At 73.9% G+C, this 12,325-nt stretch carries 11 protein-coding genes and 1 pseudogene; 6 read left to right on the forward strand and 6 right to left on the reverse strand.

The window, feature by feature from the left end; all coding sequences use genetic code 11:
* Positions 1–29: 29 nt before the first annotated feature.
* The gene (locus tag KSNIM_RS39055; protein WP_317633997.1) at positions 30–2,375 is read right to left on the reverse strand and encodes a pectinesterase family protein; all 2,346 of its coding nucleotides are present in this window, start codon (positions 2,373–2,375) and stop codon (positions 30–32) included.
* Positions 2,376–2,562: 187 nt separating this feature from the next.
* Here KSNIM_RS39055 and KSNIM_RS07105 point away from each other — a divergent pair, with 187 nt between their 5' ends.
* Both KSNIM_RS07105 and KSNIM_RS07110 read left to right on the forward strand, forming a co-directional pair.
* On the forward strand, positions 2,563–3,012 hold the full coding sequence (locus tag KSNIM_RS07105) for a hypothetical protein (protein ID WP_263102373.1): 450 nt from the start codon (positions 2,563–2,565) through the stop codon (positions 3,010–3,012).
* 269 nt (positions 3,013–3,281) lie between these two features.
* Positions 3,282–3,632: an STAS domain-containing protein gene (locus KSNIM_RS07110; protein WP_263102374.1), complete on the forward strand. Its 351-nt coding sequence runs from the start codon at positions 3,282–3,284 to the stop codon at positions 3,630–3,632.
* Between the two features lie 25 nt (positions 3,633–3,657).
* Here KSNIM_RS07110 and KSNIM_RS07115 read toward each other — a convergent pair whose 3' ends face one another.
* The gene (locus KSNIM_RS07115; RefSeq protein WP_263107858.1) at positions 3,658–5,391 is read right to left on the reverse strand and encodes a GAF domain-containing sensor histidine kinase; all 1,734 of its coding nucleotides are present in this window, start codon (positions 5,389–5,391) and stop codon (positions 3,658–3,660) included.
* A gap of 254 nt (positions 5,392–5,645) precedes the next feature.
* Positions 5,646–6,164 (reverse strand): universal stress protein, encoded by a 519-nt coding sequence (locus KSNIM_RS07120; protein ID WP_263102375.1) that lies wholly within the window; start codon positions 6,162–6,164, stop codon positions 5,646–5,648.
* Positions 6,165–6,431: 267 nt separating this feature from the next.
* Between KSNIM_RS07120 and KSNIM_RS07125 the strand changes: the two genes are divergently transcribed.
* Positions 6,432–6,917: a universal stress protein gene (locus KSNIM_RS07125; protein WP_263102376.1), complete on the forward strand. Its 486-nt coding sequence runs from the start codon at positions 6,432–6,434 to the stop codon at positions 6,915–6,917.
* 28 nt (positions 6,918–6,945) lie between these two features.
* Here KSNIM_RS07125 and KSNIM_RS07130 read toward each other — a convergent pair whose 3' ends face one another.
* The 3 genes from KSNIM_RS07130 to KSNIM_RS07135 all read right to left on the reverse strand — a co-directional run bounded on the left by KSNIM_RS07130 (position 6,946) and on the right by KSNIM_RS07135 (position 10,261).
* On the reverse strand, positions 6,946–8,835 hold the full coding sequence (locus KSNIM_RS07130) for an amino acid transporter (RefSeq protein ID WP_263102377.1): 1,890 nt from the start codon (positions 8,833–8,835) through the stop codon (positions 6,946–6,948).
* 503 nt (positions 8,836–9,338) lie between these two features.
* Positions 9,339–9,653, reverse strand: a complete 315-nt coding sequence (locus KSNIM_RS39400; protein ID WP_411543670.1) for a KUP/HAK/KT family potassium transporter — start codon at positions 9,651–9,653, stop codon at positions 9,339–9,341.
* A gap of 272 nt (positions 9,654–9,925) precedes the next feature.
* Positions 9,926–10,261, reverse strand: coding sequence for a hypothetical protein (locus tag KSNIM_RS07135; RefSeq protein WP_263102378.1), 336 nt, complete (start codon positions 10,259–10,261; stop codon positions 9,926–9,928).
* A 354-nt stretch (positions 10,262–10,615) separates the two neighbouring features.
* On the opposite strand from KSNIM_RS07135, the gene KSNIM_RS07140 reads away from it, so the two are divergent.
* The 3 genes and pseudogenes from KSNIM_RS07140 to KSNIM_RS07150 form a co-directional block, all read left to right on the forward strand.
* A complete protein-coding gene (locus KSNIM_RS07140; protein WP_263102379.1) occupies positions 10,616–11,134 on the forward strand; it encodes a hypothetical protein in 519 nt (172 codons plus the stop codon).
* 86 nt (positions 11,135–11,220) lie between these two features.
* The gene (locus KSNIM_RS07145; RefSeq protein ID WP_263102380.1) at positions 11,221–12,066 is read left to right on the forward strand and encodes a DUF4097 family beta strand repeat-containing protein; all 846 of its coding nucleotides are present in this window, start codon (positions 11,221–11,223) and stop codon (positions 12,064–12,066) included.
* Positions 12,067–12,131: 65 nt separating this feature from the next.
* Positions 12,132–12,245, forward strand: a pseudogene (locus KSNIM_RS07150) (ABC transporter); the annotation flags it as partial.
* Positions 12,246–12,325: the final 80 nt, after the last annotated feature.

The following is a 12,325-nucleotide window of genomic DNA, read 5'->3' on the forward strand; positions in this document are numbered from 1 at the left end:
ACGGCGGCCGCGGCCCGGCCGGGGGCGGGTCAGCCGACCGGGTTCCAGCCGTCGGTGCCGGCCAGGTAGGCGCGGGCGGTGTACGTGGCGGCCTGCGCGGCGGTCAACTGCGGACGGTCGGCGGTGACGGCGGCCCCGGGGCCGGAGTTGGCGTACTCGGCGAAGCGGGCGGCCCGCCAGGAATACCCGTGCATGTCCGTCCACGGCGCCTGATCCTTCACCGCCGCGGGCAGCACGGTGTTGCGGACGACGAACTGCCCGACCGCGCTCGGCCCGGTACGCCAGGGCCTGCCGAGGTGGAAGGTGCCGGGCGCGGCGGTGCTGCTGATCGTGCTGTCGGTGACGAGGATCCCGTACGGCTTCCCGGCGTCGGTGTTGGGCGCGGCGAGGTACCCGTTGCTGCCGCCGGCGGCGGCGCCGCGGTCCCGCAGGGTGATGTTCACCCGGTCGTAGACGGCGGTGGCGTTGCCGAAGACGAAGTCCACGTCGCCGGCGACGAAGCAGTGGCGGAAGTACTGCCGGTACTGGCCGGTGGCGGCGGGCGCCCAGTCGAGCACGGTGTCCTGGTGGCCGATGAAGCGGGAGTTCAGGTACTGCTGGCGGTCGCCGCGGGCGGCCAGCGCGACGGCCTGGGTGGCGGTGGTGCCGGGGTGGGCGGACCGCTCGAAGGTGTTCTCCACGGTGAGGCCGGTGACGGTGGTGTCGTCGGCCGAGACGGTGAGGGTGGCGCTGCCCTCGGTGCCGTACGTGCCGCCGCCGGGCTTCGGGGTGCCGGCCGCGTTGTCGTACCCGATGACGACGTCCTCGGCGTTGCCGGTGGCGCCCTTCAGCGTCAGCCCCTTCTTGGCGGCCGGGACGTTCACCGTCTCGCGGTAGGTGCCGCGCGCGATCAGCACGGTGTCACCCGGCCGGGCCGCGTCCACCGCGGACTGCACCGTCCGGTGCGCGGCGGAGCCGTCGGCGGCGACCGTCAGGACGCGGCCGGCGGCCGGGGCGCCGGCGCCGTTCTCGGTGAGCACTCCGGCACCGGCCTGCTTCGGCAGCCGGTCCGGCACCGCGGTGGCGGGCTCCAGACCGGCGGCGAGGGCGGGCCGCCAGGAGACGGTCGGCCTGATCTTCTCGGAGTTGACGGCGTTGTACGCGGCGACCAGGTCCACCGCCCTGCCGTCCACCAGGTTGCCGCTGCCCGCGAACGCCCCGGTGCCGTCGCCGCTGAGCAGGTCGGAGGCCTTCCGGTCCGCGGACAGCCGCCAGTGGTTGTTCTGCGCCACGATCTGCGCGCCGGCCCGGGAGTTGACGCTGTAGCTGTGCGCGTAGCCGTCGAGCGGCGCCGTGTCGTAGTAGTTGTCGTAGAGGTGGACCTGCCCGACCCGGGCGAGCGGGGCGCGCTGCACGATGCCCTGGAAGACGTTGTGGTGCAGGGTGACCCGCAGCCCGGTGTCCCGGTCGCTGCTGCCGATCAGCATCGTCTTGTCGTGGTCGGCGAAGCGGTTGTAGGAGGCGGTCACCAGGTCGGAGCCGTTGGTGATGTCCAGGGCGCCGTCGTGGACCTGGTACTCGCGGCCGAACCGGGTCGGGTTGGCGGAGTCCGGGTGCGGCGCGTCGGAGAAGGTGTCGTGGTCGATCCAGACGTGGGTGGCGCCGCGCAGCGAGACGGCGTCGTAGGCCGAGTTCCAGTTGCCGGTCGGACCGTCGGTCGGGTCCCACTGCGGGAAGCAGTCGCGGACGTCGGTGAGGGCGAGATTGCGGATGATCACGTTCTGGGCGTTCTTCACCGTCAGGTTGCCGCCGGTGATCCCGGCGCCGGTGCCCGGCACGCCGACGATCGTGGTGTGCGAGGGAACGACGAGGACGACACGGGCGGCCTGCCGGGCCTGGGCGGCACGACGGGCGTCCTCCTGGCCGCCGGAGGGCACCTTCGTCCGGCCCCGGACCGCGGGATCGTAGGCCTTGGCGTACGCGGCGGCCGACCAGCCCGTACCGGCCGCGTAGTCCTCGCAGCGGAGCGCCCTGCCCGCGTCGTCGCTGTTGGCGTCGATCACGCCCCTGACCCTGATGATCCGGGGCGCGCCCACCGGGCCGGCGGCCAGTGCCCGCGCCAACTCGGCACGGGTGGCGACGGTGAAGGTGTGCGCGGCGTCCGCGGCACGGCCGCCCGTCGTCCCGGCGCCCTCCGCCGCCCAACCGTCCCGGGCCGGCAGCACGGCGTGGGCGAGGTCGGCGGCCGACGTCCCGGCCGCGGGCGGACCACCGGTGGACGCACCGGCGTTGAGGGCGAGCGGCACGGCTCCCAGCGCGAGGACGGCCGCCGCACCCGCCCCGACGAGGGCGAGCCGACGGCGGCCGGCGGGACGGCGGTGCGGGGAAGCGGACATGTCTGTCTCCGAGGGTGAGGCGGTCTGTCTGCCTCTCCGTTGCCGCCGCACCGCAGGAGGTTGCCACCGCACCGTGCCGCACGGAACCGCAGGTCGGCGGAGGTCGGCCGCGGTGTCTTTCTTGATCACGAGCCCCGGCCTGTGCGACGGTGCTCCTTCCGTCACCCGGGAACCGGAGGAGGCAGGCGTGGCCGCCAGGAAGATCGTCAACGAGTCGGAGGTCATCCGCTGGTTCGAGGAGGGCCGCACCTACGCCTGGATGGTCGAGGAGTACCGCCGCAAGTACGGGATCGAGACCGTCCAGTCGATGTGGGGAAACTTCCGCCGCCGCCGTGGACTCGACCGGCGGCTCACCCGTGACGACCACCTCATACCGTGGGCCGTCAAGCCCGAGCACCGCTGGGCCTACCCCGTCATCATGCTGCGCACCGAGGCACGCCGCCGGGACGGGAAGACACTGACCGGGAACGACTCCGACCGCCTCGCCACCTGGCTGCGGATGCTGGACGACGAGAACCGGGTCGTCCACTACGACGCCGGCACCACGGAGGGCTTCCACTACGTGCAACGCGAGCCCGGTGACCGGGACATCGTCCGGGCCCCGGAACGCCGGACCGGCCGTCCGGCGCGCAGCTAGTGCCGCGTCAGGCAACCTTCGCCCCGTCGCGACGCCCGGCACCCACTCTCGCCGCACCGGACGCCGCTCCTGGACGGGCAGAGGCTGCCTGACGCGGCACCAGCCGGCCGGAAGCCCCTCCCCGCATCCGGCCGCCATCCGGGACCTTCGGCCCTCCCCCGGCGGGCAAGGATCTGATGGAGTGTCAGCCGCCCTGCCGCCGACCGGGTTTGCGAGGAGCCCCGACGGCGGCAGGGCACCGTACGCTCCGTACCGCCCAGGAGGCCTCCTTGCCCGCTCCAGCACCGCACACCGAGGCCGCGATCGCCTCGGTCCGCCGCCAGTCCCCCGGCCGCCGCACCGTGGTGGCCCTGCGCGGCGAGCTCGACCTGCACTCGGCCGGCCGCCTGGAGCCGCGGCTGCTGCCGCTGTTGGAGCGGGGCGGCGGCGAACTGGTGCTCGACCTGGCAGCGGTCACCTTCTGCGACAGCTCCGGCGTCGAGCTCTTCCTGCGCCTGAACGGCCGCTGCGCCGCGGACGCCTCGGTGGTGCTGCAGGGGATCCCGCGCCAGCCGTCCCGAGTGATCCGGCTGCTGGGCGCGGACCGGGCGCTGCGCTGCGAGTTCGACCTCACCCCGTAGCCGAGGCCGGGCGCGGACGGCCCGGTCAGCCCAGGACGAGCGGCGCGGACCACACCAGGCGGGTGCCGCCGTCCTGCGGGGCGGACAGTTCGAAGACCCCGCCGACGCCCCGGGCCCGCTCCGCCAAATTCCGCAGTCCGCTGCGCCGCCCCTGCTCGGGGATGCCCACCCCGTCGTCCTGCACGGTGAGCACGACCTGCTTGCCGGTCGCCTGCAGCACCACCTCGACCCGGCCCGCCCCGGCGTGCCGGGCCGCGTTGCTGAGCGCCTCGCCGAGCACGGCCACCACCTCGTCCGCGAGCCGGAGCGGCACGTCGGTGTCGAGCAGGCCCTCCATGCTGAGCCGCGGAGCGAAACCGAGGGCGGACTGGGCCTCCCCCACCGCGGCGACCACCCGGGATCGCAGCCCCTGCCGGGAGTCCTCGCGGGTACGCAGTCCGAAGATGGTCGACCTGATGATCTTGATGGTCTCGTCGAGGTCGGCCACCGCGCGCAGCACCCGGTCGGAGGCGCCGGAGTGGTCGATGACCCGGGCCGCGCTCTGCAGCGTCATGCCGGTCGCGAACAGCCGCTGAATGGCGAGGTCGTGCAGGTCGCGGGCGATCCGGTCACGGTCCTCCAGCATCGCCAACTGCTCGGCGTCGCGGCGGCGTTCGGCCAGCTCCAGGGCGAGCGCCGCCTGGTCGGCGAAGCCCGAGAGCGGGCCGATCTCACGGTCGGTGAAGGCGGGTTCGCCGCTCCGCCGGGCAAGCAGCAGCACGCCCGGAATGTCACCCTCCTGCCGCCCGATCGGAACGGCGACGGCCGGCCCGAGGCCGCCGTACCCGGTCGGCCCGACGGCCGGACCGACGGACGGGCCATCAGCGGCTCCGCCGGCCGGCCGGTGGTCGTCCGCCAGGCCGGTCGTCGTCACCGGGTGACCTCCGGTGACCGCCCGGCCGGGCAGGGAGCCGTCCAGCGGCAGCAGCCGGCCGAGCCGGGCCGCGGTGTCGCCGCCGAGGGCGAGTTCGACACGCAGCGCCTGGCCGTCGCCGGTCGGGGCCGACATGTCGGCGAGTTCGGCGCCGGTGATGGCCATCGCCCGCTGGGCGATCAGTTCGACCACATGGGCGCGGGAGGTCCCGGAGAGCAGGCTGCGGGTGATCTCGGCGCTCACGGCCAGCCAGCGCTGCTGGCGCTGCGCCTCCTCGTAGAGCCGCGCGTTGTCGATGGCGACCCCGGCCGCCACCGCCAGGGTGGAGATGACGGACTCGTCGTCGGCGTCGAAGCCCTCGCCGTTGCGCTTGTCGGTCAGGTAGAGGTTGCCGAAGACCTCGTCGCGGACCCGGACGGGCACGCCGAGGAAGGTCCGCATCACGGGGTGGTGCGCGGGGCAGCCGTGCGAGGCGGGGTGCGCGGCGAGGTCCTCCAGCCGGAGCGCCTCGGGCCGGCGGATCAGCTCACCGAGGATGCCCTTGCCCGTCGGGTACGGGCCGATGTCGGCGATCTCGTCCACGCCGAGCCCGACGGTCAGGAACTGCGAGAGCGTCTCCCCGTCCGGGCCGATCACGCCGAGTGCCGCGTACTTGGCGTCGACGAGGACGGCGGCCGCCTCGACGATCCGCCGCAGCACATGGGTGAGGTCGAGCTCGCGGCCGACCGAGAGGACGGCCTCCAGCAGGCTGTGCACCCGGTCCCGGGTGCCGCGGGCGGCGTCGATCCGGGCCTGCAGTTCCTCCAGCAGCTCGTCCAGCCTCAACTGCGGGATCCGCGGCCTCATCGCGTCCTCGCCCACCGGGTCTCCTCACCCTTCGCCACCGGAGGATCGATTCTTGCAGAAGCCGCGGGCGCGGATGGGCAGTCCGGCATGCAAGACGCCGGACGGCCCGGTTCCGGCGGAGCACCGGCGGGGTCACTTCACGGCGGCGACTGCCGTGTTGAGCAGGACGACGGTGACGCCGGGCCGGCCGTGGGAGCTCCTCGGCGGGCACGGCCGGGGCGCGCGACAGCGCCGCCGCCGGCGCGGCGCCCCGCTCAGCGGACCGCCGCCGGGCGGGCCGGGAGGTGCCAGAGGTTGCGCAGGTGCAGGGCGTCCAGGTCGTGCTGGAGCTGCGGGCGGGGCACGGCGAGCACGGGACACACCGACCGGCGGACGCAGTGGGCCGCGACGGAGGGCCGCAGGCCGCGGCGGAGGCGGCTGCCACCCGCACCGACCACCAGCAGGTCCCCGGGGCGGTCCGCGATGCCGACCAGGGCCCGGCCGGCCTCGCCGCGGACGGTCAGCGGCTCCAGCGGCACACCGGGGTCCGTACCGCCGAAGGCCTCCTCCAGGGCGGCGGTGAGCCGGGCCGCGGCCGAGTCGCGGACGACGGCCAGCAGCGGCGGGCACGGCGAGCGCCGGTAGCCGATCTCGCCGCCCGGCGGCTCCCAGGCCAGCACCGGGACGACCGGCACGCCGAGCGGCCGGGCGTCGGCGACCGCCCGGTGCAGGGCGGCCAGGCTGCCCAGCGAGCCGCTGACCCCGACCACGATCCTGCGCCGACTGCCGTCCATGTCCGTTCCTCCGTCTCGCCGGTGCGTTCCCCCTCAGCAGTACCTGTCGGGAACGGCCGGAACGGACGTCCTTGACGGCTCCCTGACGCCCGGCGGCCCCATCCCGACGCTCCCCTGACACGCCGGGGCCCCCGCCGCCCGCGCGCGGTGTCAAGGAGCCGTCAGGGAAGCGACCGCGGGCATCAGGATCGCGTCAACCGCGGGTGCGGCGGGCCGTGGCGGGCGTCCCATGGAGGTGCGGAGGCTGTCGAAGGAGGCGCGTCGGTCATGGCCGGAGCGGTACGGGTGGTGGTGGGACTGGACGGATCGCCGGAGAGCCTCGCTGCGCTGGAGCGCGCGGTCCGCGAGGCGGCGCGGCGGGAGGCCGTCCTGGTGGCGGTCTCCACCTGGAGGCCGTCGGAGCACGGTCCCGGGTCCGGCGCGGCGGCGGAGCGTACGGCGCATCGGCGTGTGGACGCCTCCTTCGCCCGGGTCCTCGGCGGGTACCCGTCCGGGCTGGTGATCCGGCCCGCCGTGGCGCGTGGCGGGCTCGGTCCTGCGCTTGTCGCGGCGGCGGAGCCGGACGACCTCATCGTGGTCGGCGACGGCGGCGGCCGCCTCGCCCGGCTGCTGCACGCCTCACCGGCCGCCCACTGCCGGGCACGGGCACGGTGCACGGTCCTCACGGTGCCGCCGCCCCACCGGGTGTCCGCCCGCGCCCCGGCCTGGGCACCCCCGGCCCGGACACCCCCGACGTGGACTCCGGCGGCCTGAGCCACGGTCGATGATCGGCGATCGGCGGTCAGCCGACGTGGACGTGCGGCCGCCGCGACGGATCCGGTTCGGCCTCGCGGAGCACCTCGCGGGTGACCGGGGCGACCTCGCCCTGGCCGAACAGGAAGAACCGCAGGAACTGGGCGAACGGATTGCCCTCCGTCCACTCGAAGTAGATGTGCGGCTGCTGCCCGGTCGTGTCCCGGACGTGCAGCAGCAGGGCGGCGAGCGCGTTCGGCACGCTGGAGTGCTCCAGCGTCAGCACCCGGTACCGGTCGTGCACCACCTCGCCACGCACCTGCAGCTCCGCCTCGAAGTCGGACGGGTCGCGGATCGTCACCTCGACGAAGACCAGGTCGTCCTCCGCAGGAATGGCATTGTCGGTGCGGATCTGGTGCAGCTTGTCCCGGTACTCGGCGAGGTCGCGCCGGTGCGGCTCGTTGGCGATGAGCCGGATCTCCCGGTGCGTGCCGTCGCGGACGAACCGCTCGGCGAACGTGTCCATCACGACGTCGGTGACGCGCAGTTCGAAGGCGCGGGCGAGCCGGGAGGCGAGCGAGATCAGCACGATCGCCGCGATGAAGCAGGCACCGATCTTCACGCCGTCGGGCCGCTCGGCGATGTTCGCGCCCGTGGTGTAGAGGAAGACCGCGGCGATCACCGCGAACCCGATCGACCAGCGGCGCTCGCCGGCCTTCCGGGCCGCGATGGTGACGGCCACGGCGGCCGAGCTGATCAGCACGAGGACGCCCGTCGCGTACGCGCCGCCCTGCTTGTCGACACTCGCGTCGAAGATCCAGGTGACCAGGAAGGCCACCGCGGTCAGCACCAGGACGGTCGGACGGACGGCGCGCGCCCAGTGCGGGGCCATGCCGTAGCGCGGCAGGTAGCGCGGCATCAGATTGAGCAGACCGGCCATCGCGGAGGCCCCGGCGAACCACAGGATGGCGATGGTGGAGATGTCGTAGACCGTCCCGAAGCCGGTGCCGAGGTACTCGTGGGCCAGGTAGGCGAGGGCGCGGCCGTTGGCCGCGCCCCCCGGCTCGAAGGCAGGGGCGGGGATCAGCAGGGTGGTGATGAAGCTACTGGTGATCAGGAAGACGCTCATGATCAGGGCGGCCGTGGTGAGCAGCTTGCGGGCGCCCCTGATCCGGCCGACCGGCTCCTGCTCGGTGTCGCCCGGGTCGCCCTTGATGTGCGGCATCACGGCGACACCGGTCTCGAAGCCGGACAGGCCGAGGGCGAGCTTGGGGAAGACGATCAGCGAGACGCCGATCATCGCGACCACGTTGCCGTGCTCCGCGGTCAGCGCATGCGTCCAGTCGGTGATCAGATCGGGATCGGAGAGCACCTCCACCAGGCCGGTCGCGACCACCACCACGTTCAGCGCCAGATAGATGGCGACCAGGAAGACCGCGACCCCGATCGCCTCGCTGAACCCCTTGAGGAAGACGCCGCCGAGCAGCGCGATCAGCAGCAGGGTGATCAGCACCTCGCGGCCCTGCAGACTGCCGGTCAGGTGCGGGTTCTCCACCAGGTGGGCGGTGGCGTCGGCCGCGGACAGGGTGATGGTGATGAGGAAGTCGGTGGCGGCGAAGCCCAGCAGCGCCAGAACGAACAGCTTGCCCTGCCAGAAGCTCAGCAGCCGTTCCAGCATGGCGATCGAGCCCTCGCCGTGCGGACTCTCCTTCGCCACTCGGCGGTACACCGGCAGTGCCCCGCACAGGGTGACGAGGACGAGCACGATGGTGGCCAGCGGCGAGACCACGCCGGCCGCGAGGGCCGCGATGCCCGGCTGGTAGCCCAGGGTCGAGAAGTAGTCCAGACCGGTCAGGCACATGACGCGCCACCAGCGCTGCCCGTGTTCCTCGGGCAGTTCGGCGTGCGGGCCGGGGTGCTGTTTGGCGGTGTCCGCCATGCCTTCGAGCATCCAGGCCCGGAACCGCGCACGCCTGGACGGCGCCGCGCCCTGGCCCGACGGAACTGAGACCACCGTTGCACTCCCGTCAGCACAAGGGCACCGGGCCGGCCCGGCGGAGGACCACGCCAGCGTAAGTGACCTCCTCCCCCGCACCCGGGAGGCCGCCCCGCCCCGTCACCCGCCGCCCGTCACCCGCCCCCCGATCGGCGGGCGGCACCGGCAGGATCCGCGGCACACCCCCGGCGGGTCGGTGCTCGCGACCCCGCGGCCCGAGCGGAAGGGGGATCCCGGGGGCTGCAGCTCGTGGTACCGCCCTCTCGGCGCCGAGAGGGCGGTACCACCCGACACGGGTGGTGTGGAGCGGACGGTCACCCCGGCGGACCCGCTGGCCCGTTCTGCCGCCCCAGGCCAGTTATTCATACGATCACATCTACCGGTCTGGAGAGGCCGCCCCGAGCGATGCCGACGCGCGCTCGGCCGGCACGGCGGGGCCACCCGGGCTACACCTCGACGTGGGAGCCCATGATGACCGTGCGGTCGCGCGGGAGGCCGACGTACTCGGCGGCGTCGGCCGTGATGTACGAGGTGGCGATGAACAGCCTCTTGCGCCACGGCGCCATCGTCGGTTCCTTGCCGCGCCGGAGCTCGATCTTCGACAGGAAGTACGTCGCCCGGTCGAGCTGCAGCTCGCCCCCCGGCGTCGACCGGTTCGAGCAGCGCGAGCGCGCCGGGTACGTCGGGTGTCTCCATGTAGCCGACCCGGGCGGCGACGTGGATGGTCCCGTCGTCGGCGCCGACCAGACGTCCCGGCACACCTGTGGTCATCTTGTCGGGGCTTCGGCGGCCGGCGGTTTGCGTCGCCGACCGCCTCGGCCCACCGTGCGGGCCTGGCGCGTCGATGTTCCCTAGGAGGTTCCCTAGGAGCGGATTGCTTCGGCGTCAGGAAGCCGTAGAGGACGGGCTTGTCGCCGGCTCCGGTCCCCGGCTCCCGCCCCGGCGCCGCAGCCGCGTCGCACCGGTCCGGGCGCCGGAGAGGGCCCCGCTCCAGCGCAGCCGACGCCGTGGCCGCGGGCGCGGCACGGTGCCTTCAGCCTTGCAGGTGATCGACCGGTCCCGACGACCGGGCACCGGAGTCCGTGCGTTCCGCGAGGAGGAACAGGACGGCGGCCGCAGCGGCGAAGCCGACGCCGACGGCCGTGCAGGCCGTGACCGTGGTGACGGCGGCGTCGGCGATCCGGGGGATGCCGTTGACGAGCGCGATGGCGTAGGTGCACAGAACCCCGTACGCGCGAAGCCGCATCCCGGCCTGTCGCTGCCGCATCCACGGTGGTGTCCACCCGGCCAGTACCGCCACCGGCACCGGCAGCAGGAGCGCCGTGCACACTGCCAGCGCTGTCCAGTGGTACAGCGGATCGCCGTTCACTCCACCCCTCTAGGTGATCGCCAACCTACGGACGATCCGCGGGGCCCGTCCACCGCCGAACGCCGCACATCCGGAGCAATCACAGCTCACCTCGCCGGCCGCCCCGCGGACGGGCTTCGGGATTGCGGCGCCGAGCGGCGGGCGGCCGGCGGGCATGTATGGCATCACGCGATCCCAAGCGGCACCACCTGGCGCCATCTGGCGTCACCCCGTCGCCACGGGCGCCGTTTCCGCCTGGGCGACCGGGCACCGAAGCCGCACGTGTCCGCAGATCGAGGCCCTCTCTTGCGGCAAGCATCAGGGAGGCGCCATTCAGCCTTGCGCATGGCGCCATGATGGCGCCACAATGGCACCATGGACCTCACTCCGTATGTCGACACCCTGCGGCGCGAACTCGCCGTGGCCGCCGAGGCCGGCGGCGACGAAGCCCGCGCGCTGGCCGAGCGGCTCACCGCACCCCTGGAGTCGGCGACCCGCCTGACGATGCTCAACGTGCTCTCCGCCGCCATGGACGAGATCACCCGCGAGCTCGCCCCCGGCTCGGTCGACGTACGGCTGCGCGGACTGGACCCGGACTTCGTGGTGACGCTGCCGCCCACCACCGGCGGCCCCGCTGAGCCGGCCGCCCCGTCCGTCGAACCGCCGGCGGCGCAGTCCCCCGCCGACGGCGACGAGGGCGGCACCGCCCGCGTCAACCTGCGCCTGCCGGCCCACCTCAAGACACGCGCCGAACAGGCCGCGGGCCGCCAGGGCCTGTCGGTCAACGCCTGGCTGGTCCGGGCCGTCTCCGCCGCCCTCGACGACGGCGCCGCACCACGCACCACGGAGAGAACCCGGGCCGCCGGACAGCGCTTCACCGGCTGGGTGCGCTAGCGCTCCGGGCCCGCACCCGCACCACTTCACCCACACCGCATCCCACCGACGGGAACATCCCGAAGAGCCAAGAGGACGGGACAGCCATGCCTTCTTTCCACACCCCCGAACCCATCTCCGTGACCGCCCGCGTGGAGGCCGGTTCCGTCCGGCTCACCGCCGGCGACCGCAGCGACACCGTCGTCGAGGTGCAGCCCCGCGACCCGAGGAAGGAGCAGGACGTGCGGGCCGCCGACCGGACCGAAGTCACCTACGCGGACGGCGTCCTGACCGTCACGACGCCCAAGCAGCCCTTCTCGCCCCGCCGCCCCGGCATCGTCGACGTGACGGTCGGGCTCCCCGCCGGCTCGCACGTCGCCGTGGCCGGCTCGTGGGCCCAGGTGCTCGGCGAGGGCCGGCTCGGCGAGGTCCGGGTGAAGACCTCGTCGGGCGACGTCCGCCTCGACGCGACCGGCCCACTGCACCTGGAGGCATCACACGGCTCGATCACCGTCGACCGGGTCGAGGGCGCCGCCGAGATCACCACCAGCTCCGGCAGCGTGCGTGTCGGCACCGTCAACGGACCCGCCACGCTGAAGAACTCGCACGGCACCACCACCGTCGGCACCGCCCTCGGCGACGTGCGGGTGAGCGGCACCAACGGCGACATCGACATCCACCACGCCGAGGCCTCGGTGACCGCCACCACCGCGCACGGCACCGTGCGCGTGGGTGAAGTCGTCCGCGGGACGGTCCAGTTGGAGACCTCCTTCGGCTCCATCGAAGTCGGCGTCCGCAAGGGCACCGCCGCCTGGATCGACGCCGGCTCCGGCTCCGGGCAGGTCCGCAACGCGCTCGCCGACTCCGAGGCCCCGGAGCAGGCCGAGGAGACCGTCGAGGTCCGCGCCCGCACCGCGCACGGCACCGTCGACATCCTCCACGCCCGGGCCTGACCTGCGGCAGCACCGCAACGACTCCCCCGCTCCAGCCACGTCAGCCTCTTCAACCGGAGAGCCCCATGCCTTCCTCTGTCATGCCCGCGCCCAGGAGCGACCTGGCCATCGCGGCGAACGGGCTGCGCACGTCCTACGGCGACAAGACCGTCCTCGACGGCATCGACCTGGCCGCCCCGAACCGCGACCCCGAGTGACCGCACGGGCCGTTCCCCGGGGCCCGACCGCCCGGGGGCGGCGCACTCCGACACCACGTCGG

Origin of the sequence: Kitasatospora sp. DSM 101779 (assembly GCF_025655475.1) — a bacterium.
Lineage (GTDB): Bacteria > Actinomycetota > Actinomycetes > Streptomycetales > Streptomycetaceae > Kitasatospora.

Excerpts from the sequence above, each read along its gene's own strand:
- KSNIM_RS39055 (WP_317633997.1), bottom strand. The coding sequence starts at position 2,375 with ATGTCCGCTTCCCCGCACCGCCGTCCCGCCGGCCGCCGTCGGCTCGCC.
- KSNIM_RS07115 (WP_263107858.1), bottom strand. The coding sequence starts at position 5,391 with ATGAGGCCGCGGATCCCGCAGTTGAGGCTGGACGAGCTGCTGGAGGAA.
- KSNIM_RS07120 (WP_263102375.1), bottom strand. The coding sequence starts at position 6,164 with ATGGACGGCAGTCGGCGCAGGATCGTGGTCGGGGTCAGCGGCTCGCTG.
- KSNIM_RS07125 (WP_263102376.1), top strand. The coding sequence starts at position 6,432 with ATGGCCGGAGCGGTACGGGTGGTGGTGGGACTGGACGGATCGCCGGAG.
- KSNIM_RS07130 (WP_263102377.1), bottom strand. The coding sequence starts at position 8,835 with ATGGCGGACACCGCCAAACAGCACCCCGGCCCGCACGCCGAACTGCCC.
- KSNIM_RS07140 (WP_263102379.1), top strand. The coding sequence starts at position 10,616 with ATGGACCTCACTCCGTATGTCGACACCCTGCGGCGCGAACTCGCCGTG.
- KSNIM_RS07145 (WP_263102380.1), top strand. The coding sequence starts at position 11,221 with ATGCCTTCTTTCCACACCCCCGAACCCATCTCCGTGACCGCCCGCGTG.